Origin of the sequence: Paenibacillus taihuensis, from assembly GCF_003386535.1 — a bacterium.
GTDB lineage: Bacteria > Bacillota > Bacilli > Paenibacillales > Paenibacillaceae > Paenibacillus_Z > Paenibacillus_Z taihuensis.
This window is the reverse complement of the sequence record NZ_QTTN01000026.1, coordinates 71,475-93,008: the sequence shown is the minus strand read 5'-3', so window position 1 is coordinate 93,008 and position 21,534 is coordinate 71,475. Positions and strand designations below refer to the sequence as shown.

The following is a 21,534-nucleotide window of genomic DNA, read 5'->3' as shown; positions in this document are numbered from 1 at the left end:
GGTTGCCGTTCATGTTTGTAGACATTTCCTGCGCTCAAGAGACGATGAACCCCCGTCTGATGTTGAAGCACTGATTCGAAGAAACGTTTTGCCGATTCGCCCGATTCGACCAGGGCAGCAGAATACGCGCAAAACACGCTATAAATCATCTGTAAGCTTCGTCTACAGAGTAGCATAAATCGGTTCGAATGAACATTTTTTAAGCGGATTGTCTATCCGCTTGTTTGCTGTACACTTTTTTCAGACTGCACCAAAAAAACAAACGGCACAGGGGTTTCCCTCATGCCATTTTGGATTCCATTTCTATTCTCGGTCAATGTCATTGAGTTAACTTAATGACATTGCCTTCGGTTCTTCTCTTTTTTTGCGATTCCGGTCACATTTTTAACAAGTCGAAGAACAATGAAGGACTGCAAAAGGCTACCGTAGCCGCGGGCAACCTGCTGCTGTACCGTTAGCCTTAGGGTGGTTCATTTGTTCATCTGAGAAAATGGGAGGTTAGGGCGAAGATGATCCAAGCATATGGACTTAGACCGAGGCAAGCCATCCTTGTCATGATGATGCTTACGATGCTGTTCGCGCTTCTTGCGGCTGGCAGTGTGCAGAAGGCGAGTGGCGCTGCTGCGCCGTTCAAGCTGAAAGCGCTGTTCAATGTCGATACGGAGAGCAGTACATACATTGCGGACACGGCACATTCATTCACGTTCGACGTCGACATGAAGGACGGCTTCCAGTCGTACGACATTCCGGTGTCTGTCTTGAGGACGCTGCTTGAAGGCGGCCAGCTGAGCAGCATTGCCTGGGTCCCGGCAGATGCAGCGATGAACGAGGACGGCGAGATTACGGGCGGATGGCCGGAATCGAAGGATGTGCTGTACGTGGACCGAATGAGCCTCGGCAGCATGAAGCTGTTCACGAATGAGGCGCAGCGTCCGTTCCAGTTCTTAAGTTTTGCGAGCGAGGACGACCTTTACTATACCTACACGATCAACGGCATCATCGGCAAGAACTGCGGGGTGTCGGATTCAAAATGCATCGCGTACTCTGTAGCCGGCAGTGCCGGTGCATCATGGATGGTTTTCAGCGAGCCGATCGATCTGGCAGGATTGGCTGACAACGACAAGCTGAAGTTCCAGCTCGACTTAAGCAGCGTGAACTATGACAACTGGGTGCCGGCGCCTTCGAAGCCGCAGCCCGGTGCGAACGAAGCGCCTGCGACAGTGGAGATCGGTCCGGGCAAGACGTATCAGAACATCAATGAGTTTGCCTGGGAGACGCTTAAGGCTGGGGACGTCGTCTACATCTACTACCGTCCGGAGCCTTACCGGGAGAAAATCGGGATATTCGCGGAAGGGACGAAGGAGCAGCCGATCATCATCCACGGCGTGCCGGGACCAGGCGGCGAGCTGCCTAAGATTGACGGCAGCGGGGCGGCGACGCGCGCGCTCAATCCGATTCCGAACGCAAACCGTTCGCTCGTGCGTATCGGCAAGGACAGCAAGAAGGCGGCTTATGTGACGTTCGAAAACTTCGAAGTGATGAATGCGCATGCTTCGAAAAAATACGTCAATGCGAGCGGAGCGCTTGCCAGCTATGCAGTCAATGCGGCAGGTGTCTGGATCGACAACGGCGATCATGTCACGCTGCGCAATAACACGATTCATGACAACGGAAACGGCATATTTGGGACATCCTCGATGTATGTATGGGAAGGAGCACTCATCGATTACACGTCGAAGGATCTGCTCATTCAAGGCAACTACATCTACGGCAACGGCAATGCAGGCCGGATGTTCGAGCATAACAGCTATATCGCGGCGATCGGCACTGTGTATGAGAACAACCATTACGGCGATCTGCTGACAGGCTCGCAAGGCTACGGCTTGAAGGATCGCGGTGCAGGCACCGTTGTCCGGTACAACTGGATTGAAGGCGGACGCAGGCAAATCGCGCTCGATGACGCGGAGGATACGCCTCGCATCGTGTTTGATCCAACGTATAACAGCTCGTTCGTCTACGGCAATCTGTTGATCGAGCATGACCATCTGTTCGATACATGGGGCGACGATGAAATTATTAATTTCGGCGGCGACAGCGTGACCGTTCCGGATCGGCACGGGAGGCTCAATTTCTGGAACAACACGGTTGTGACCTACCGTCAGCAGCGTGTTTATGGACAAGACGGCGTGCCTGGCTTGAAGGACCCGGGCCGCATCGAGCGGACCGTGCTCTTCTATGCACCGGGTAAGCATGTCGATGCTTGGAACAATGTGTTCCACCATGCCGGCGCGAACCCGGCGCCGCTGGTTATTACCGATGATGACGGCACAATTGAGCTGCGAAACAACTGGTTCACGGCAGGCTATTACTACGATTTCAATCAGCCGGATCGCGTTCCCGCGAAGAACATCGGCACGAAGACGGGGACGGACCCGGGCTTCGTTGATGTGACGCTTGGCGTTCAGAACTACAAGCTGAAAGCTGATTCCGCGCTGATTGATGCAGGAGCGGGATTGAACGGTGCGTACAGCGATTTGCTGCAAAAGCAGTATGTGCTGCATCAGCAAAGCGAGAAGCGGCCGGATAAAGGGAAGCTGGACATTGGCGCTTTTGAATATGTGAAGAAGTAGATTTGATGTGTCGCCGCTGGCTGAGGGATGTTGAAGGCTGGCGGCGGCACCTGAACATAAGGAGGCTGATTAAGATGACCGTACATACACTCGGCATTATTATGAATGGCGTTACGGGGCGAATGGGCACGAACCAGCATTTGATTCGATCGATTCTGGCGATCAGGGGGCAGGGCGGCATTCAGCTTCCGAATGGAGACAGCATCATGCCTGACCCGATTCTGGTTGGCAGGCAGGCGCATAAGCTGCAGGCATTGGCCGAGAAGCACGGCGTTGCCCGCTGGAGCACGGATCTCGAGGCTTGCCTGGCGGATCCGCATAATACGATTTATTTTGATTCGCAAACTACCCTTCGGCGCGCGGAGAGCGTGAAACAAGCGATTGCCGCAGGTAAACATATTTACTGCGAGAAGCCGACAGCGGACAGCCTGCAGGAGTCGCTTGCGCTCGCGAAGCTGGCGAGAGAAGCGGGCGTGAAGAACGGCGTCGTGCAGGATAAGCTGTTTCTGCCGGGACTCATTAAGCTGAAGCGGCTGGTGGATGCCGGTTATTTCGGACGGATTCTGTCGGTGCGCATGGAGTTCGGTTACTGGGTGTTCGAAGGGGATTGGCAAGCGGCGCAGCGTCCTTCGTGGAATTACCGCAAAGAGGGCGGCGGCGGGATCATCGTCGATATGTTCGCGCATTGGCGCTATGTGCTGGACAATCTGTTCGGCGAAGTGAAAGCGGTCTCTTGCCTTGGCGCAACGCATATTCCGGAGCGGGTTGACGAGCAAGGCGAGCGATATGCATGCACCGCGGATGATGCGGCTTATGCGATATTCCAGCTCGAAGGCGGCATTATCGTGCAAGCGAACTCCTCCTGGGCGGTGCGCGTCGAACGGGATGACCTGCTGACGATTCAGGTGGATGGCACCGAGGGCAGTGCTGTCGCTGGTCTGCGTGATTGCAAAGTGCAGCATCGCGTCAACACGCCGAAGCCGGTGTGGAATCCCGATATTCCGAACCCGTTCAAGTTCACGGAGCAGTGGCAGGAAGTACCGGATAATCAGCTGTTCGAGAACGGCTTCAAGGTGCAATGGGAGCTGTTCTTGAAGCATGTCGTTACCGGCTCCCCATTCCCGTGGGATCTGCTTGAAGGCGCGAAGGGCACGCAGATGGCGGAGCTTGGCCTGCAGTCATGGGCGGAGCGGCGCTGGGTGGATGTTCCGGCGCTCGAGCTGTAAGGAGGCTTGAAGAATATGAGCAAAATCATTCAACTGAGGCTGCCTGTCGCTGATGGCGAGTTAGTGCCATATACGCTCAGCGGAAGAGCGCCTATTGAAGCGCCGGCTGTTCCACTGAAGGGACGCATCGCGTTCTCCGCCGCGCATGTCGTCTGCGATCCGTTCGCAGCCGCGGAGCCGCTGCTCGGCGCGGCGGTGGATTGGCAGGCCACGATGGCGTATAGGCATCATCTATGGTCGCTCGGGCTTGCCGTCGCTGAAGCGATGGATACCGCGCAGCGCGGAATGGGGCTCGATTGGCTCCGTGCGAAGGAGCTGATCGGCCTGTCGCTGAAGGAAGCCGCATACGCCCGAGGTCGCATCGCTTGCGGCGCGGGTACCGATCAACTGGCGCCTGGACCTTCTGTGACAATCGAGCAGGTCATCCGCGCTTACGAGGAGCAGTGCGAATATATCGAGAGCCGCGGCGGTCAAGTCATCTTGATGGCGAGCCGCGCGCTCGCAGCCGCTGCGAAGTCGCCGGAGGATTACGAGCAGGTGTACGGGACGATTCTGCGGCAAGTATCGCGTCCGGTCATCCTGCACTGGCTCGGCGATATGTTCGATCCCGCCCTTGCCGGGTATTGGGGATCGCGGGATATCGGTACGGCGATGGACGTGTGCTTGCGCATTATCGAAGCCAATCGGGATAAGGTGGACGGAATCAAGATTTCGCTCCTCGACGCGGACAAAGAAGTGCAGATGCGCCGCAAGCTTCCGCGCGGCGTGCGGATGTACACGGGCGATGATTTCAACTATCCCGAGCTGATACTCGGCGACGAATATGGATACAGCGATGCGCTGCTCGGTATCTTCGACGCGATTGCGCCTGTCGCTGCAGCAGCGATACATGCGCTGGACGAAGGAGATTTGGCGGGCTACCAGGCACTGTTCGCGCCTACGGTACCGCTGTCCCGGCATATATTTCAGCGGCCGACCTATGCGTACAAGACAGGTATCGTCTTCATGGCGTATTTGAACGGCCATCAGAATCACTTCCGCATGCTCGGCGGAGCGGAGGGCGCGCGGTCGATCGTTCATCTGTCCGAGCTGTTTCGTATGGCAGACGAGGCGGGACTGCTTGCTCAGCCAGAGCTGGCGGTGCGCCGGATGAAGCAGGTGCTTGCGCTCGCTGGCATTGAGTAATGAAGGCGAAGGGAGGAATTCGTATGCAGGAGCTCACGAATTACGAAAGACTCAGCTTAAACCAGATTACGACGGATCGGCTGTCGCTGCCGGAAGCGGCGGACGCTTGCCTTCGCGCAGGCGTACCAGGGATTGCGCTGTGGCGGCATAAGCTGGCGCAAATGCCGAGCTTGGCGGAAGCGCGGCGGCTGATACGCGATTCCGGCTTGCGCGTATCCAGCTTGTGCCGGGGCGGCATGTTCCCGGCGCCGACGCCCGAGGAGCGGCGCAAGCGGATGGACGATAACCGCCGCGCGGTGGAGGAAGCGGCGGAGCTCGGCACGGATGTGCTCGTGCTCGTCTGCGGCCCCGCCGCAGGCAAAGACATTGCCGATGCGCGGCTGATGGTGGAGGAAGGCATCGCGGAGCTTGTTCCTTATGCCGAGTCGCATGGCATTAGGCTGGGCATTGAGCCGCTTCATCCGATGTATGCGGCGGAGCGCTCGGTCATTAACCTGCTCTCGCAGGCGAACGATATCGCGGAGCGGTATACGCCGGAGCAGGTCGGGGTTGTCGTGGATGTGTTCCACGTTTGGTGGGACCCTGCTTTATATGAGCAAATTGCCAGAGCCGCTGGTAGAATTGCCGGCTACCATGTGTCCGATTGGATCGTGCCGACGCCGGACCTGCTGATGGGACGCGGCATGATGGGCGATGGCGTCATTGAGCTGCGGCGTATCCGGCAAGCCGTTGAGGCGGCGGGTTATTCGGGTCCGATTGAGGTGGAAATTTTCAATCATGCGGTGTGGGAGATGGATGGCGACGAATCGCTCGCACTCATTAAGAGCAGATACCTAGAGCACGTTTAGAGTCTTAGATGGGATGGGGGCGGGCAGGATGAAAAAGCATTACGACGCTGCACGAGTGAAGCGGGAGGTTCCGCTGGAACCGATACCTGCGGAGGTGCGTGCTCAGTATTTGCGCCCCGGCGAGCTGCTCGCGATTCAGGAGCAATTCCCGGTTGCGTACCAGCCGCTCGGCACGCTCGAGTGGCATGGCCGGCATAATCCGCTTGGCGTCGATTCGCTGAAGGCCGAGCGGTTATGTTTGGAGGCGGCTCGGCGGACGGGCGGTGTCGTGATGCCGGCGATTCATTTTGCAGCGGATGCCCATTGGGATGCGGGGTTCGGCATTGGATACGGCATGGACGCCACCGCAGGATACGCGCTGCCGGGGTCGTTCTATTCCATCGACACCAAGCTGTTCGCAGCGCTGCTCGAGAACGCATGCCGCAACTACTTGAGCCGCGGCTTCCGGCTTGTCGTGCTGATCTCCGGGCACAATCCGTCCATCCAGCAAAATGTCATCGACGAAGTGTGCTACCGCCTGGGGCGTGAAGATGGCATGGAACCGGTCGTCTTTTCTATGGATTACACGCTGATGGAGCCGGACGATCCGCTCCGCGCCAGCGATCATGCCGCTGCTATTGAAACGAGCATGATGCTCCATTTGCATGGCGATAGAGTCAACATGGCGACGAATGACGGTCATGAACGCGAGCATCTTGGCGTCGGCGGCGAACGGCCGTATTCCGCGGCAACGGCGGCGGAAGGAGAGCTGCGCTTGCAGAGGCAGGTTGACGGGTTAGTTCGGTTTGCTGGGGGACGTTATGCGAGGATGCTGAGTTTCGACGATTCATATGAGGGATGAGGCGATTGGAATGGCGAAGGAGAGGGAGACGACCAGGGCAGCTTGTTACGCAAACGCAGCGGTTTATACGCCGCATGGCATTATTGAGCGCGGCTTGCTTTTGACGGATGAGAATGGGCGAATTGCGGCAATTGGCGATAGCGCGGAGCATGGGGTTCCGGCAGATGTGCCGGTATATGATGCAAGCGGGCTGCTGCTCGTGCCCGGCTTCATCGACGTTCACATTCACGGCGGCAACGGTTTCAGCGTTATGGCTGCCGAGCGGGAGCACCTGGATGGCATAAGCCGCTTTCATGCCAAGCATGGAACGACTTCTTTTCTCGCTACCACGACGACAGCTCCGCTTGAGCAGATTTTGCATGCACTCGATGCTGCTTCTTCGATCGTTCTTGACGATGAGTGGGATTTAGGCGGAGCGCAGCTGATTGGCATTCACCTCGAAGGACCGTATATCGATGTACTGCGGCGTGGAGCACAGAGTATCGAGGATATCCGAACGCCGTCAGCGCAGGAGATCGAGCAGATTGTAGAAGCCGCGAGGCAGCAGATTCGGCTGGTGACTTTAGCTCCCGAGGTGGACGGCGGAATGGAGGCAGTCCGCCAGTTAACGGGACTTGGCATCACGGTGTCGGCGGGACACTCCAATGCGACTTATGACCAGGTTCGCGAGGCGGTACGCGCTGGACTTCGGCATACGACGCATCATTTTAACGGAATGAGCCCGCTTCATCATCGGGAGCCGGGACTCGCCGGCGCCGGTCTGACTCTGAGAGAACTGACTTGCGAATTGATCTGCGATGGCATTCATGTTCATCCGGCGGTGGTGAAATTGCTGTTTGAGGCGCGAGGGCCTTTGAACGTCTGTATGATTACAGACGCGGTAACCTGTGCCGGACTTCCGGATGGGGATTATGGCGATGTGACGATGCACGGCGGGCAAATCTTTTTGAAGGACGGTTCGAGCCTCGCCGGCAGTGCGCTCACGATGGGTCAGGCGCTGCGTAATGTGATTTCGTTTACGGGACTGACGCTTGAGCAGGTGCTGCCTTCGCTTACGGTTGTACCGGCAAGACAAGTCGGAGTTTCCGCTGCAAAAGGGTCGCTGGAATCCGGGAAAGACGCGGATTTCGTGCTTCTCGATCAGGAGTTGAATATACAGCAAACCGTCGTTCGAGGCAAAACCGTCTATCGGAGGGGTTCGGATGAGTGAGCAGCTGCCCTCTGCTTCGCTGAAGCAGGCATACGTTGGCGTTGATATTGGCGGAACAAATACGGTAATTGGCGTCTTTGACCGATCTCGACGACTGCTTGGCAAACGTTCGATCCCTACGCTGCTGCCCCATTTGCCTGGAAAAACCGATCATCCGGCGGAGTTCTTCGACCTGCTGCATGAGGAAATCGTGCGGCTCGCAGAGGAAGCTGGCTGTACGGATGGCTTGGCGCTCTGCGGCATGGGCGTGCCCGGTTGGGTGGATCCGGTGCTCGGGAGGGCGGAGGCGGCCTCCAATCTGGGCTGGTTCGGTGTTCCACTAGCGGAGCAAATGAGCAGCAGGCTTGGCGTTCATGTTTTTATTGATAATGACGTGCGGATCTATGCGCTTGGCGAAGTGCTGGCAGGCGCTGGGCAAGGCTATCGGAATGTGCTGTGCTTGACTGTCGGCACGGGGATTGCGGCAGCGACTTTCGTGGATGGGCAGATGGTGCGCGGCGGGAATTATTATGCAGGGGAAATCGGACATGATCCGGTTCCCGGGGAGTCGGCGTTATGCGCATGCGGTGAACGCGGCTGCGTGGAAAGCATCGTGTCGGCAACGGGGATTGCGCGGATGGCGGCAGAAGCAGTAGCCTCTCTAGGTGGCGGGACTTCACTGAGTACTCTCGGGCGGAAGCCCACTGCTTATGACGTTTATCAGGCGGCGAGTTTGGGAGATGGTGCGGCTCAGGGAATTTTTCGCCATGCCTCGGAGGTGCTCGCTTCGAAGCTGCTGACAGCCGTTTGCTTGCTCAATCCGGATGCGGTCATTATCGGCGGCGGCGTTGCGGAGGCGGGTGAGCTGCTGCTCGGGCCCGTCCGGGAGAAAATCAACAGCCGGTACGTCCATTGGAAAAAGCCGGTTGTGCTCCAAGCAGCGCTCGGCGACTCGGCAGGCTTGATCGGCGCGGTTGCTTACGCAGCGCAGTGTGCGAGGGAGGGGGATAGGGGAGATGTCGGAGATGTCGGAGATGTCGGAGATGTCGGAAGCGACGGAAGTGTCGGGAGTGACGGACGTGATGGACGTGACGGACGTGAGGGCGACGCGGCTTATAACGAAACTGCGGTTTCCAGAGCCTTTCACGGTCGAGGTTGAAGAGAGCGTTGACGGGGCGGCGTTGCAGGTAGGTGAGCGTGATGTTTTGGTAGAAACGCATTACAGCCTGATCAGCCCGGGAACGGAGCTGGCCTTGTATACGGGGACGCACATTGACCTGCCGAATCCGGCGAATCGGTTCGCAAAGTTCCCATTCTATCCGGGGTATGCGACAGTTGGCGAGGTGTTGGAAGCGGGAGCGGCGAGCGGGTTTGCGCGCGGCGACCATGTCTTTACGGCGGCGCATCACGCGAATTATGAAGTGATGGAAGCGACGGAAGATTTGGTCGTGCGGATGCCTGAAGGGCTGCAGCCGGAGCTTGCGCTGTTCGGGCGAATCGCCGAAATATCGATGACGTCGGTGCTCCTGTCCCGCGTGAAGCCGGGCGACTATGTTGCCGTCCTCGGCATGGGGCTCGTCGGCAACTTGGCGGCCCAGCTGTTCGCGCAGCGCGGCGCGATACCGATCGGAATCGACGTCGTGCCGGAGCGGCTGGAGCTGGCGAAGCGGACTGGTGTGGAGCATGTTGTGCTGTCCGGTGACGGTGGGGCGGAGGATATTCGAGTGGATGTCCGCCGCATCACTGGTGGCAAGGATGCGGACATCGTTGTAGAAGCGAGCGGTGTGCCGGAGCTGGTTATTACTGCACTGGAGCTGTGCCGCGTGCTCGGCCAAGTCATCCTGCTAGGCTCGACGCGGGGGCTCGTGACGCTGAATGTGTACGACTTGATCCATCGGAAGGGTGTAAGTGTGACGGGAGCGCATGCTTCGCTCAAAGGAGTCGATGGTTTGCCGACTTCGGGCGAACTGTACCGCGAGGTGCTCGGCATGATTCAGAGCGGAGCACTCCGCGTGGAGCCATTCATCACGCACCGGCTGCCGAGTACGGAGGCGAAGCAGGCGTATGAGTTGCTGCTGAATCATAAGGACCGCGCTTGCGGCGTTATTTTGAATTGGCGCGAGCGTGGGGAGTGAGGTAGAGATGAGAAAGAGAAAAGAGGAAAGAGGAAAGAGGAAAGAGGAAAGAGGATCCTTGGGGGATCCTCTTTCTGGTTTTTGGGAGGTTTGATGCGTATGAGTATCCTCCAGGGATACTCTTACGCAGAAATCGACGAAATTGTCGCAATGAGTATCCCTCAGGGACACACATTCGATGAAATTGGCGAAAACGCAGTGATGAGTATCCCCTAGGGATACTCATTAGCAGAAATCGGCGAAATTATCCCAATGTGTATCCCTCTGGGATACTCCGGGGAGAAGAGTAAAAGTAGCTGGTTTGGTGGACTACATTGGTGGAAATTCGGAGGGGAGAGAGAAAGTAGCTGGTTTAGTGGACTACATTGGTGGAAATCCCAGGGGAAGAGGGAAAGTAGCTGGTTTGATTGACTGCATTGGTGGAGAAGCAGCAGTTTGAGCAAATGTAGTTACCTGGAGGCTCTACATTGGTGGAAAAGCGACACATTGAGCAAATGTAGATACCTGGAGGCGCTACATTGGTGGAGAAGCAGCAGTTTGAGCAAATGTAGATACCTGGGGGCGCTTCATTGGCGGAAAAGCGACAGTTTGAGTAAATGTAGTTACCTGGAGGCTCTACTTTGGGGCAAAAAGCGGCGAAAGGTGAGAAAATACAAAAAGGACAGCCGTACTGGCTGTCCTCGCCTAACTCTTATCAAAGCTCCGTCACGATAACCCGTGACGCCATCGCCTCCGCTGCGTCGCGGCTCACTTCGCCGGTGCCCGGGGACATCGCGTTGACGGTGCCCGCGGCAACGGCGCAGCGCAGCGCGTCCGGCACGCCGAGTCCGCGCGAGCAGGCGACGGTCCAGCCGGCGACGAAGGAGTCGCCGCTGCCGACCGGGTTGACGGCGTCCACCGCCGGGGGGACCGCGAGCCATAAACGGCCGTCCGGCTTGGCCGCGAGGCAGCCTTCGCGCCCCAGTGACACGAGCAGCGTCTGTACGCCGTAGTCGCTGCCGAGCTCCTCGGCCACACGCCGTACCGCAGCGTGATCACGCGGATCCGCGCCACACCATTGCCGAAACTCCTCCTCGTTCGGCTTCACCGTGTGCGGTCCGCCTGCAACGCCGAGCTTCAGCGGCTTGCCGCTCGTATCCAGCACGACGAACGCTCCGACTTCTCGCGCCAATGCAACAAGCTCCGCATAGAAGCCATCGCCAAGCCCCCGCGGCAAGCTGCCCGAAAGTGTCAGCCATCGACCTGGCTTACACAACAAATGCCACAACGCAAGGAACTGCTCCTTTTCCGCAGCCAATATTTCCGGTCCCGGCTCGAGCACTTCAGTCGATCGACTGGTATATTCATCAATCATATTGAGGCAAATCCGGCTTTCACCCGCAATTGGCACCATCTGATGAGGAAGCCCGATCATATCGAGCTTCCCCCTAATCCAATCCCCGTTGCTGCCTCCAGCGAAGCCAACAGCCAGCACATCCGTGCCAAGCGACTGCGCCGCACGTGCAACGTTCAATCCCTTGCCGCCTGCGGTAGCGTCGACGTGAACCGCACGATTGACCGCGCCAAGCTGGAGCCCCGGAACGAGCAGCCGCTTATCGATAGCGGTGTTCAGCGAGACGCACACGATCGACACGTCCGGCGATCCGCCTTTTCCCTCAACTGTCACGCCAACCACCGCCCCTCCGGCCAAAACCGCGCCACGCCGTCCAGCGTAACCGTGCCAGCTCCGCCAATGGCTAGCGTCGACAGCGCGCCGCAAGCGTTGGCGTATTCGAGCGCTTCGCGATCCGACTCGCCGCGCAGCTTCGCCGCGATGAAGCCGGCGTTGAACGAGTCGCCAGCCCCGGTCGTATCGACCGGCTGAACCGTGAACGGCGGCGAATACACCACACGCCCATCCGCATAAACACCAGCTGACCCCGCGCTGCCGCATTTCACAATAACCGCCCCGCGCCCGGCAGGCAATCGCGTCGGCAGCTCCTCAACCGAGCCAGCCTCGAAGATCTGCAGCGCTTCTTCCTCGCTCGGGATAAACCAATCGGCATAGGCGAGCAGAGCCGCCAACCGTTCACGATCCCAATGCTCCGCGGGGTCCCAGCCGGCATCGAAGGAGGTCGTCATGCCGCAAGCCTTCGCCAGCTTGAACAGTTCGAGCCAATGCGGACGCATCGCATCTTGCAGAAAGTAAGAACCGAAGTGTACATGCGATGCCTCGCGGAACAGCTTCTCCGGAATCATCGAAGGCGTGACAGAACCAATCGATCCCATAAACGTAAGCAGCGAGCGATCTCGCTCATCGGTCAGCGACAGCGTCACGCCGGTTCGGACCGAGCTGTCCACCACGACATGCGAGACATCAACGCCTAACCGCGCCAGCTCCCTTAAGCAAAAGTGCCCGAACTCGTCATCTCCCACAATAGAGACAAAAGCAACTTCAAGCCCAAGCCCTGCTAATCCCGCTGCCGCTATCGCGGAAGACGAGCCAAGCGCAAGCCGGAAATCCCGGACCAGCTTCTCCCGGTTCGGCTCCGGCACGATGTTGGAATCTGCAAAAATCAAATCGACGTTCAGCTCTCCGACGACGATCACTTTCTTAACCGATGGCAATGGCATCCACGCCGCCTCCGTTCAGATATCACACGTTTCCCTACGCTTGTTCCTGCGCCTACGCTTGCTCCTGTTCCAGTTCCTACTCCTGTTCCAGTTCCTACTCCTGCGCCAGCTCCACCTTAGCTCCCGCAACCAGCTCCGCCGCTTTCCTCCGGTACGCATCCCAATTGCTGCCGCAGGAGGACCAAGATGCCTGGCCGCCTTCAACCGTCTCATGCATGCCGGTCGGAACCGCCTCAAGCGCGATCGCGTCCGCTTCCGCTGCATGCCCGCGCTGTGCTGCCAGCCATAAATACTCATAATCCTGAATGCCGCGGCGCAAATTTTTCATGCGAATCGAGCTGATCGGCCCGTCAATCCCGCGGTCCTGCTCGCGGAAGAACGGATCTCGCCCAGGATAGAACAGGATGCCGTCGCCGTTGCCGAAGTGAACGCCATCATCGCCATAGTAGGTGGCCTCATCTTTAGCCACGTACATGAAAGTAACCGCATATCCGAAGACATTCTGGTTCCAGCGTCCGCGCGGACCTTGATGATTATGCCGCCAATGCGTGCCGTGCCAGACGAAGTAGCCTTCAATGCCGTAGCGATACCGCAGCCACGAGTTTGCCCGCATATCGACGGCTTCCGCTTCCAGAATCAACGAGCCGTGATAAGGCCGATACCCGTTGTAGAACCACAGCTTGTCGCCGCTCGCTCGGCAATGCTCCACCGATTCCGGATCGATCTTGTGCGCGCACCAGATATCGATGGCATCCTCAATCTCCGGTGTATATCGCCGAGTCGTGAGCAGCGGAAGACGCTTGCCCGCACCTGACGAACCTTTCACAATATTCGCTTGCTCGCGAATCCATTCATATTTTGCCGGAAGCGGCTCGTCAATCAGATAGCAGAAGTACGTGCCCGGCCAGTTCAACGCTTCGAAGTATTCCACCCACTTGTCCGCTTCGCGCTGCATCTCCTCCGGCTCGCTTCCGAGCACTTTGCCGCCGTACATCCCAACCGGAAACACGCCTTCGCCGACATGCTCGCCCGGTCCCTCATAACCATTCTCTTTGGTGAAGAAGGAACCGTTCAAATACGGCGCGTATTTCTCCAAAGCCTCGGCATCGAATCTCCCATTATGTACATCGGAGCCGACCAGATCGAAGCGGTGGCGATGCGCCATCTGGCGTAAACGGTCTCGAATGTCCGGCGTATCCGGATAGTACTCGGATACATCGTTCGCATAGACGAAGGAGAGCGAGTGGTTCTCATCCGGCAGCGCAAAATCATACAGCTGAAGCTCGACAGGCAGCTCAGCAGCAACTGCCTCACCGTTCCGGACCGTAACTGTCCCCCTATAAGTCCCGGGCTTCATCGACTCATCGCGCGGGATATAAACATCGATCCAGAACCCTTGGTTCGATCTCGCTTCCACACGTACAGGTTGACCTCCAAGCCGCGGACGGGCATGGGCAGGAATAAGGGCATCCGGAATCCAGCCGGAGCGATGAAGAGGAGGGGAAGATTGTGCAAAAAACCATTGAGGCGCTGTACTTAGGTCAGGGGAAACATACAAGTAATGCTGCGTGAACACTTCAATTCGCCGGCCGATGTAATACGATCCGCCATCGCCGAGGACAGCGTCATTTTCAATCCGGCAATCTTGGTGCTCGTCATGGACAAGCCCGGACATCTCCACGTAGAGCGAAGCCGCTTCCGCATCCCCGGCTTCAACGATAACTTGGAAGGCCACCGTCTCGTTCCGCGCGCCGAACAGCCGAATCGTGCTGCCGTCCCAGACGCTGTTTCCCGTTTTATTCGGATTCGCCAGATCTTCCTTCAATACTTTCTCGCCGTCATTCACAGCCCACACCAAGAGCGCCATAACCAGATCATCTCCTTTGATTTTACCGCTGTAATCATTGTGCACCCGCGCCGCCCAAAGTGAAATTGTAGCAATTTCGCATGGTTCACGAATTTACCGTACGTGCTTGGTCGGTTTTTTCAATTCTTCACGAATTTTACGGCTAGCGATAAATAGATGAACGAGTGAAAAATGCTCCAATTTCTTTTGCTATGCGGCATCCTGTACAGTTGAATCAGCAAGCGAGAGGCAAGGCGATGAACAAGAGAATGAAGGGCGGAGGCGAGCCGGATGAAAGTAGCATTTTCCACATTGGCGTGCCCGACCTGGAGCTGGGAGCGGATTCTTCATGAAGCTGCGACGCTCGGGTATGACGGCATCGAAATACGCGGCATTGAACAAGAGATGATGGTTCACCGATGTACACCTTTTTTACCCGAAAATATGGAACGCTCCATGCAGCAGCTTAAGATGCATAACCTCGAAATTATTAGTCTCGATACATCCTGCGTCTTCCACGATCCCGCAAAGTTTGATGCTTCTATTGAAGAAGGGAAAGCAGCGATCGACCTCGCAGTGAAGCTCGGCGTTCCTTATATCCGGGTGTTCGGGGATGCGCTTCCGGATGAAGCTGCCCGTGAAGAGACGATTGCTCAGGTGGCGAGGGGAATCGGGGAGGTAAGCCGCTATGCCGAGGATACCGGTGTTACCGTCTTGATGGAGACGCACGGCGACTTCTCGGATTCTCGTACATTGCTTGCTGTGATTGAGCAGGTAGGCAGCAGCGCATTCGGCGTCCTCTGGGACATTAACAATCCGTACAAGTACGGAGACGGCGAGCCGCTTGAACTCACTTACGAACGATTAGGCCGCTTTATCAAGCACACGCATATCAAGGATACGCGGGGCTCGGACATGCACGGTGATATCACGCTGTGCGGCGAAGGGGATGTGCCGATCAAGGAATGTGTCCAGCTGCTGGCTGAACAAGGCTACGAAGGCTGGTTATCTTTCGAATGGGAGAAGCGCTGGGTTCCTTCTATAGAAGAGCCGGAAGTCGCGCTGCCGCATTTTATCCGCTATATCAAGGAATAGGGGGAAGCTGCATGGCTGTTACAACACCAACATCGGTGGAAGCCAGCAAGACGGCTAATATCAAGGCCAAATCGCAAGGCAGGTCGCTGGCCACCCGGTTATACAGGGAGCGCTACGGATTTCTTCTATTGATTCCGGGACTGGTCTATTTCATCTGGTTCCGCTACGTGCCGATGCTCGGGAACATTATCGCCTTCGAGGATTACAGCCCGTTCAGAGGCTTCCTGCACAGCGACTGGGTAGGATTCAAGCATTTTGCGCGAATCTTCGAGGATGCGGAAGTGATCAGGGTAATCGGCAACACGCTCTGGCTATCTTTTCTGCAAATCGTGTTTGCCTTCCCGATCCCGATCGTCCTTGCGCTCATGCTTAATGAAGTGAGAAACCAGCGTCTGAAGCGGCTCATTCAATCGGTCGTCTATTTGCCTCATTTTCTCTCTTGGGTTGTCGTGATCGGTATTGTGACGATCTTCCTGAAGACGGAAGGCATCGTCAACAAAGGGCTGGGTCTCGCCTTCGGGATGGATTCCATCCAGTTTCTCCAGCAGCCGGGCTGGTTCATGCCGCTCATCGTGCTCGAGGTGATCTGGAAGGAAGCGGGTTGGGGCACGATTATTTTTCTCGCGGCACTTGCCGGCGTGAATCCGACCCTCTACGAAGCAGCAATTGTGGACGGTGCGAGCCGTTGGCGCCAAATATGGCATATTACGCTTCCTGCCATCCGCGGCACGATTATTATCCTCTTAATTTTACGGCTTGGCAGCGTGCTGGATTCCGGCTTCACACAAATCTTCCTCATGCTGAACCCGTTCACGATGGACGTCGGCAACGTGCTAGACACCTTCGTTTACTTCAAAGGCATTCAGCAGTCAGACTTCAGCTTCGGTACGGCAGTCGGTCTATTCAAAGGGGTTGTCGGCCTCGTGCTGATCGTCGGCGTGAACCGGTTTGCCAAGAAGTTCGGCGAAGAAGGCGTATTCTAATCAGGAAGGAGTGGGCTAGCTATGCCGATCAAACGAAGTTTATCGGATCGGATCACCGACGGAATCAACCTGTTTCTGCTGCTGCTGCTGTCGCTGGTGATGCTGTTTCCGTTCTATTACATTACCGCGGTTTCGTTCTCTTCCTTCCAGGAGTTCATGAATACGGACCTCCTCCTGTTCCCGAAGAGATGGGTGCTGGACGCGTACCGGTTCATCTTTGAATCCAAGGAGTTCATTCGCTCCATCGGCGTCACCGTATTCATTACCATTGTCGGCTCCATCGTGAGCCTGCTGCTTACCTCCACTATGGCTTTTGCGCTTATCAGAAAGCTGTGGGGACAGCGATTCTATCTCTTCCTCGTGTTGTTTACCTTCATCTTCGGTGCAGGCATGATCCCTACTTATCTCGTCGTCAAAGCAACAGGCCTCATTGATTCTTACTGGTCGCTCATCATTCCGGATGCGATCAGCGCCTTCAACTTGATCGTCATGCGCCAGTTCTTCCTGAGCATACCCGAAGAGCTGCATGAAGCCGCCGTTATCGACGGTGCGAACGATCTGCAAATTTACACGCGCGTCATTCTTCCGCTCTCCAAGCCTGCGCTCGCCGCTTTCGGTCTGTTCTACGCGGTTGGCCAGTGGAACACGTATTTTACAGCGATCCTCTATTTGAACGATCCGACAAAATGGACCGTGCAGGTCATTCTGCGGCAAATCGTCATCCTGGATGACACGACGAACACGCTTGCCAGCGCTGCCCGTGAAGCTGCGAGATCCGCGCATTTGCCTCCGCCGGAGACGATCCAAATGGCTGCTATTATTTTGGCTACGATTCCGATTCTGATCGTGTATCCGTTCCTGCAAAAACATTTTGCCAAGGGGGTGATGCTGGGATCGGTAAAGGGTTAACTAGCAGTCTTGTAATCGCGTCCAGTTTCGGCATACCATTAAGAGGGACAATAGGGAGGGGCTACACATGAAAACGAAGCAAATCGTTACATTGTTGGCAGCGGTATGTCTAGTAACAGGACTTGCCGGCTGCGGAGGCTCGAACAACAATACCGGGAACAATACGGCTAACTCGAACTCCACGCAAACGACTACCGACTCCAGCAATACATCCACGAATACGACAGATACGGCGGCCAATACAGCAACGAATAATACGACAGATAATCAGGCGACAACGACGCCGGATAAGAAGCTCGAAATTTCCAGCATTCAAGGCACATGGGCAAGCCCGCTTCCAGACCCGAACGGCAACGGAGCGAAAATGATCAATGATAAGTTCAACGTCGATCTGAAATCGCAGTTCGTGCCGTATGACGAATATGCGAATAAGCTGCCGGTCGTTATGGCTGCAGGCGACCTGCCGGACATGATCGGTATGGAAGGTGTCGACGCCAACTTCGTGAAATGGGCGAAGCAAGGCGCATTCCTTCCGCTCAACGACTATATCGACAAGTACGATGCGATTAAGAGCATTCCGAAGAGCGTATGGGATGCCGTTACGGTGGATGGCAAAATCTACGCGATTCCAAACTACTTCCCTGCCAAATACGGCAAGAAGCCAATCATCCGCAAAGACTGGCTCGACAATCTCGGCTTGTCGATGCCGACAACATATGACGAGCTGAAGAAGGTTGCGATTGCCTTCGCGAAGAACGATCCGGACAAGAACGGCAAGAACGATACGCTCGGCCTCGGCCTTGCGAAGTCCATTGTGTACGGCGCGTGGATGGGTGCGGAGTGGGACAGCGGCTGGTATAACAAGAACGATAAAGGCCAGCTCATTCCGGGCAATATCTCCGAAGGCTTCAAGAAGCAAGTCACGCTGCTGCGCGACTTGTACAAAGAAGGCGCAATCAGCAAGGACTGGGCGGTTACGAAATCGGCGGACGCCCGTAAAGACTTCTTCGCTGGCAAGACCGGTATCTACTACGAGCAACCATATGATATTTCCGAAACGCGCTTCAAGCAGCTGAAAGAAACGAACCCAACGGCAGAGCTCGCAGTAATTCCTCCGTTTACGCAGGACGACGGGCAGCAAGGCTTTATCGGCTTGCCGGGCTATTATGAGCTGCACAGCTTGAACGCGAATTTGAAGGATGATCCGGACAAAATCAATCGCATTCTCGAAATGATCAACTATTTCATGACGTTCATTCCGGTCGATCAGCGCAACGATCAAAATCCGGAGTTTGATTGGCAGCACGGCGGGGTAGGCAAAGGCTACAATATGGAAAACGGCGTTGCCCTCGACATCGACGGTGCGTTCAGCGAAATGCCGGAGACTTATTTGGGCGTACGCTACTGGGCTCCTACGGATGAAGATACGCAGCCGGCAATGGTGCTGCAGGATCCGTTCACGAAGTCGTTCGTACAGTCGGCAGTTGATCTGCTGAAGAATACGAAGACGTACTTGGATCCAGTCAACCGCGTTCACTCCGATCTGTTGTATGCGAAAGTATCCGAGCTGGATCAGGCGGTTTCCGAGCATACGACGAAGATGATCGTTGGCCAGGAATCGGTTGATGATTGGGATAAAATGGTCCAGGAATATCTGAGCAAGGGCGGTCAGGATATCATTGACCAGGTCAACCAGTTGCTGACGGATAGCGGAATTCAGGGTGAATGGAAGTAAGGGAATAGGTGAGTCGGAGTAAGCAAGCGAACTAGGCGAATGGAAATAAGGGAGGACGGAGGGGGAGAGGAGACTCTCCTCCTTTTCTTATGGTGTGGCGAAAGGAGCTTATGATGATGAGAGCAATCTCCTTGCAGGAAGAACAGGCGAATCGGAGGCGGGAGCTGTCTTATATCGAGGATTATCCCGATATTGCACGGTTCCACCAGCATCCATTCCGTCAGTATATAGATAAGCGGAACTCGGATTATCTGGTGGGGCGCAAAACGGCGCTTCGTAAGGTGGAGGATAAAGCGAGCGCAGAAGCGTATCAGGCGCGGATTCGCGAAGCTTTCCGCGCGGCGGTTGGTCCGCTGCCGACTGGAACGGATTTCAGCGGGGGCTGCGGTTATGTGACGGGGACCTTGGATCAAGGCAGCTACTTGATCGACAAGGTCTGTATCGAGACGTTGCCCGGTATCTACGCAACAGGGAGCTACTATTATCCGAAGGATAGCGGCTCTCATGGAGATGGCGGCGTCGGGGCGCTTCCGGCATTGCTCCTGCTTTGCGGGCATGCGAACGAAGGGAAGGCGTATGTGTCGTATGTATCGTTCTGCGTAGAGGCGGTTATGAACGGCTTCTGCGTGCTGACGTTCGATCCGGTCGGGCAAGGAGAACGGCGAGTGGCGGAGGCGGGAGCTGCGGCGAGTGCGAGTGGCGCTGGCGCCGCGGCATGGCTGGACCCGGTCGCGGCACATTGCTTCCTCGACCAGAAGCTGAGCCTGCTCGGCGAGCATCTCGGCGCCTATATGATGCAGGACAGTATCGCCGCGCTCACGTATTTGCTCTCACGGCCGGAGGTGGACGGCACGCGCATCGGCGTGACCGGCAATTCCGGCGGCGGCACGATGTCGGCATACATGGGCGCATACGACGACCGCGTGAAGGCGGTTGCGCCGTGCTGCTACATCACGGAGCTGCGCTCGATGCTGTATCGCATAATGGCGCAGGACGCGGAACAATGCTTGCCCGGCTTCATGGCGCGTGGACTCGATCACAGCGACCTGGTAACGGCAGCGGCTCCGAAACCGTATCACATCGGCGCCGCCATGTTCGATTTCTTCCCGATCGATGGCGTGCGCGATGCATTCGTCGAAGCGAAGAAGCTGTACCGGCTGCTTGGAGCGGAAGAGCAGCTGGAGCTGCATGTGGTCATGCAGGGGCACGGCTTCTGGAAGGAAATGCGGGAGCAGGTGCTGCAGTTTTTCTGCCGCAGTTTCGAAGTGGAATGGAGCCCGGCGAAAGCGGTAGATTATGAGCGACTGCCTTCGGAGGCAAAGCTGCTTTGTTTGGTGGGAGATAGTGGAAATGCTGCAGGTGCTGGAGCAGGTGCAGGTGCAGGTGTATGTGTAGGCGTAGGTGTAGGTATAGGTGGAATCAGCTGCGGCTCGCTGCTTGATGTTGTGAAGGAGCGGCTGCGGAGCTTGCCAGCTAGGCAGGCCTTGAAGCTGGATTTGGCGGCGGTGCGGGAGCAGCTGCGCAATCTGCTGCAGATCGATGGCAATAGGCAGCTGGCGTGGCCGCTTGCCCCTGATGAGAACGGGGCGATCACGTTCGAATCCGAGGACGGCATGGTGATCACGGCGGAGCTCCAGCACTGGAGCGCGGCCGGGAAGGGCGAATCGGCGCGGGTCTGCCTCGCAATTGGGGGTATGAACGAAGCGGCGATGGAGCATGCCCGGGAGTCCTCCGGCTATGATGCCGTGCTGACCGTTCACCCGCGAGGAACGGGACCAGCGGCTTTGGAGCCGGGCTGCACGTTCGGCATGTTCGAGCCGGAGCTGGCGAGCAGCTACAACTCCCGAATGCTGGGCGAGTCGCTGCAAGGGATGCGCGTGGCGGATGTGCTCGCCGCCATCGCCAGCTTGAAACGGACGCCCGGCTTCGAACGGGCGGAAGTGACCTTGTTCGGGCAGGAGGAGCATGCCCTCACTGCCCTGTATGCCGCCGTGCTCAGCGGCGGCAGCGAGATTCGCAGCCTGCATGCAGCGGGGCTGCTCACCAGCTTCCGCGCATACGCGGAAGCGGAGCAGCACGGGTTCGATGCAGGCATTATCGTGCCGTGGCTGCTGCTCGCTTTTGACATTCCCGATCTGCTGCATGTATTGCAAGCGGAGCTTCGAGCTGTCATCGTCGAAAGCTGGCTCGACCCGATGAAGAGACCGGTGAAACACTAATACTGAGATTAAGCTTCGCTTCTCATCTCATCAACAGGCTGCCGTCTATGTAGAAGGCGGCCTTTTCGTTAAGGGAATGA

Annotated in this window: 16 protein-coding genes; 13 read left to right on the top strand and 3 right to left on the bottom strand. The window is 56.8% G+C overall.

The features are described from left to right. Positions 1-509: 509 nt before the first annotated feature. From A8990_RS20250 to A8990_RS32625, 8 genes are all read left to right on the top strand, one after another. Complete coding sequence (locus tag A8990_RS20250; protein ID WP_116190864.1) at positions 510-2,630, top strand: right-handed parallel beta-helix repeat-containing protein; 2,121 nt, start codon at positions 510-512, stop codon at positions 2,628-2,630. 74 nt (positions 2,631-2,704) lie between these two features. Beyond that, the gene (locus A8990_RS20245) at positions 2,705-3,856 is read left to right on the top strand and encodes a Gfo/Idh/MocA family protein (RefSeq protein WP_116190863.1); all 1,152 of its coding nucleotides are present in this window, start codon (positions 2,705-2,707) and stop codon (positions 3,854-3,856) included. 15 nt (positions 3,857-3,871) lie between these two features. Next, positions 3,872-5,041, top strand: a complete 1,170-nt coding sequence (locus A8990_RS20240; protein WP_116190862.1) for a dihydrodipicolinate synthase family protein — start codon at positions 3,872-3,874, stop codon at positions 5,039-5,041. A 23-nt stretch (positions 5,042-5,064) separates the two neighbouring features. Further along, positions 5,065-5,889: a sugar phosphate isomerase/epimerase family protein gene (locus A8990_RS20235; RefSeq protein WP_116190861.1), complete on the top strand. Its 825-nt coding sequence runs from the start codon at positions 5,065-5,067 to the stop codon at positions 5,887-5,889. 28 nt (positions 5,890-5,917) lie between these two features. Next, positions 5,918-6,730: a creatininase family protein gene (locus A8990_RS20230; protein ID WP_181909688.1), complete on the top strand. Its 813-nt coding sequence runs from the start codon at positions 5,918-5,920 to the stop codon at positions 6,728-6,730. 10 nt (positions 6,731-6,740) lie between these two features. After that, on the top strand, positions 6,741-7,940 hold the full coding sequence (nagA, locus tag A8990_RS20225) for an N-acetylglucosamine-6-phosphate deacetylase (protein WP_181909687.1): 1,200 nt from the start codon (positions 6,741-6,743) through the stop codon (positions 7,938-7,940). Beyond that, positions 7,933-9,078 carry an ROK family protein gene (locus A8990_RS20220; protein WP_116190858.1) on the top strand — a complete coding sequence of 382 codons (1,146 nt, stop codon included), beginning with the start codon at positions 7,933-7,935 and terminating at the stop codon, positions 9,076-9,078. The genes nagA and A8990_RS20220 overlap by 8 nt, the downstream gene beginning before the upstream one ends. Further along, positions 8,963-10,054, top strand: coding sequence for a zinc-dependent alcohol dehydrogenase (locus tag A8990_RS32625; protein ID WP_342772917.1), 1,092 nt, complete (start codon positions 8,963-8,965; stop codon positions 10,052-10,054). The genes A8990_RS20220 and A8990_RS32625 overlap by 116 nt, the downstream gene beginning before the upstream one ends. Positions 10,055-10,748: 694 nt before the next feature. On the opposite strand, the gene A8990_RS20210 is transcribed toward A8990_RS32625, so the two are convergent. The 3 genes from A8990_RS20210 to A8990_RS20200 all read right to left on the bottom strand — a co-directional run bounded on the left by A8990_RS20210 (position 10,749) and on the right by A8990_RS20200 (position 14,534). Then, positions 10,749-11,720, bottom strand: coding sequence for a 1-phosphofructokinase family hexose kinase (locus A8990_RS20210; protein WP_181909686.1), 972 nt, complete (start codon positions 11,718-11,720; stop codon positions 10,749-10,751). Next, complete coding sequence (locus A8990_RS20205; protein WP_116190855.1) at positions 11,717-12,667, bottom strand: carbohydrate kinase family protein; 951 nt, start codon at positions 12,665-12,667, stop codon at positions 11,717-11,719. The genes A8990_RS20210 and A8990_RS20205 overlap by 4 nt, the downstream gene beginning before the upstream one ends. Before the next feature lie 94 nt (positions 12,668-12,761). After that, the gene (locus A8990_RS20200) at positions 12,762-14,534 is read right to left on the bottom strand and encodes a DUF4091 domain-containing protein (RefSeq protein ID WP_116190854.1); all 1,773 of its coding nucleotides are present in this window, start codon (positions 14,532-14,534) and stop codon (positions 12,762-12,764) included. A gap of 270 nt (positions 14,535-14,804) precedes the next feature. On the opposite strand from A8990_RS20200, the gene A8990_RS20195 reads away from it, so the two are divergent. The 5 genes from A8990_RS20195 (at position 14,805) to A8990_RS20175 (ending at position 21,454) form a co-directional block, all read left to right on the top strand. Then, the gene (locus tag A8990_RS20195; protein ID WP_116190853.1) at positions 14,805-15,608 is read left to right on the top strand and encodes a sugar phosphate isomerase/epimerase family protein; all 804 of its coding nucleotides are present in this window, start codon (positions 14,805-14,807) and stop codon (positions 15,606-15,608) included. An 11-nt stretch (positions 15,609-15,619) separates the two neighbouring features. Next, entirely contained in the window at positions 15,620-16,591 is a 972-nt protein-coding gene (locus A8990_RS20190) for an ABC transporter permease (protein ID WP_116190852.1), read from the top strand. A gap of 21 nt (positions 16,592-16,612) precedes the next feature. Then, positions 16,613-17,500, top strand: a complete 888-nt coding sequence (locus A8990_RS20185; RefSeq protein WP_116190851.1) for a carbohydrate ABC transporter permease — start codon at positions 16,613-16,615, stop codon at positions 17,498-17,500. A 67-nt stretch (positions 17,501-17,567) separates the two neighbouring features. After that, positions 17,568-19,235 (top strand): extracellular solute-binding protein, encoded by a 1,668-nt coding sequence (locus A8990_RS20180; RefSeq protein ID WP_116190850.1) that lies wholly within the window; start codon positions 17,568-17,570, stop codon positions 19,233-19,235. Positions 19,236-19,345: 110 nt separating this feature from the next. Beyond that, positions 19,346-21,454, top strand: coding sequence for an alpha/beta hydrolase family protein (locus A8990_RS20175; RefSeq protein WP_181909685.1), 2,109 nt, complete (start codon positions 19,346-19,348; stop codon positions 21,452-21,454). Positions 21,455-21,534: the final 80 nt, after the last annotated feature.

Bases quoted from the DNA above. Each gene is read 5' to 3' on its own strand.
- A8990_RS20200 (WP_116190854.1), bottom strand. From the start codon at position 14,534: ATGGCGCTCTTGGTGTGGGCTGTGAATGACGGCGAGAAAGTATTGAAG.
- nagA (WP_181909687.1), top strand. From the start codon at position 6,741: ATGGCGAAGGAGAGGGAGACGACCAGGGCAGCTTGTTACGCAAACGCA.
- A8990_RS20180 (WP_116190850.1), top strand. From the start codon at position 17,568: ATGAAAACGAAGCAAATCGTTACATTGTTGGCAGCGGTATGTCTAGTA.
- A8990_RS20175 (WP_181909685.1), top strand. From the start codon at position 19,346: ATGATGATGAGAGCAATCTCCTTGCAGGAAGAACAGGCGAATCGGAGG.
- A8990_RS20235 (WP_116190861.1), top strand. From the start codon at position 5,065: ATGCAGGAGCTCACGAATTACGAAAGACTCAGCTTAAACCAGATTACG.
- A8990_RS20230 (WP_181909688.1), top strand. From the start codon at position 5,918: ATGAAAAAGCATTACGACGCTGCACGAGTGAAGCGGGAGGTTCCGCTG.
- A8990_RS20190 (WP_116190852.1), top strand. From the start codon at position 15,620: ATGGCTGTTACAACACCAACATCGGTGGAAGCCAGCAAGACGGCTAAT.
- A8990_RS20205 (WP_116190855.1), bottom strand. From the start codon at position 12,667: ATGCCATTGCCATCGGTTAAGAAAGTGATCGTCGTCGGAGAGCTGAAC.
- A8990_RS20245 (WP_116190863.1), top strand. From the start codon at position 2,705: ATGACCGTACATACACTCGGCATTATTATGAATGGCGTTACGGGGCGA.
- A8990_RS20240 (WP_116190862.1), top strand. From the start codon at position 3,872: ATGAGCAAAATCATTCAACTGAGGCTGCCTGTCGCTGATGGCGAGTTA.
- A8990_RS32625 (WP_342772917.1), top strand. From the start codon at position 8,963: ATGTCGGAAGCGACGGAAGTGTCGGGAGTGACGGACGTGATGGACGTG.
- A8990_RS20220 (WP_116190858.1), top strand. From the start codon at position 7,933: ATGAGTGAGCAGCTGCCCTCTGCTTCGCTGAAGCAGGCATACGTTGGC.
- A8990_RS20195 (WP_116190853.1), top strand. From the start codon at position 14,805: ATGAAAGTAGCATTTTCCACATTGGCGTGCCCGACCTGGAGCTGGGAG.
- A8990_RS20250 (WP_116190864.1), top strand. From the start codon at position 510: ATGATCCAAGCATATGGACTTAGACCGAGGCAAGCCATCCTTGTCATG.
- A8990_RS20185 (WP_116190851.1), top strand. From the start codon at position 16,613: ATGCCGATCAAACGAAGTTTATCGGATCGGATCACCGACGGAATCAAC.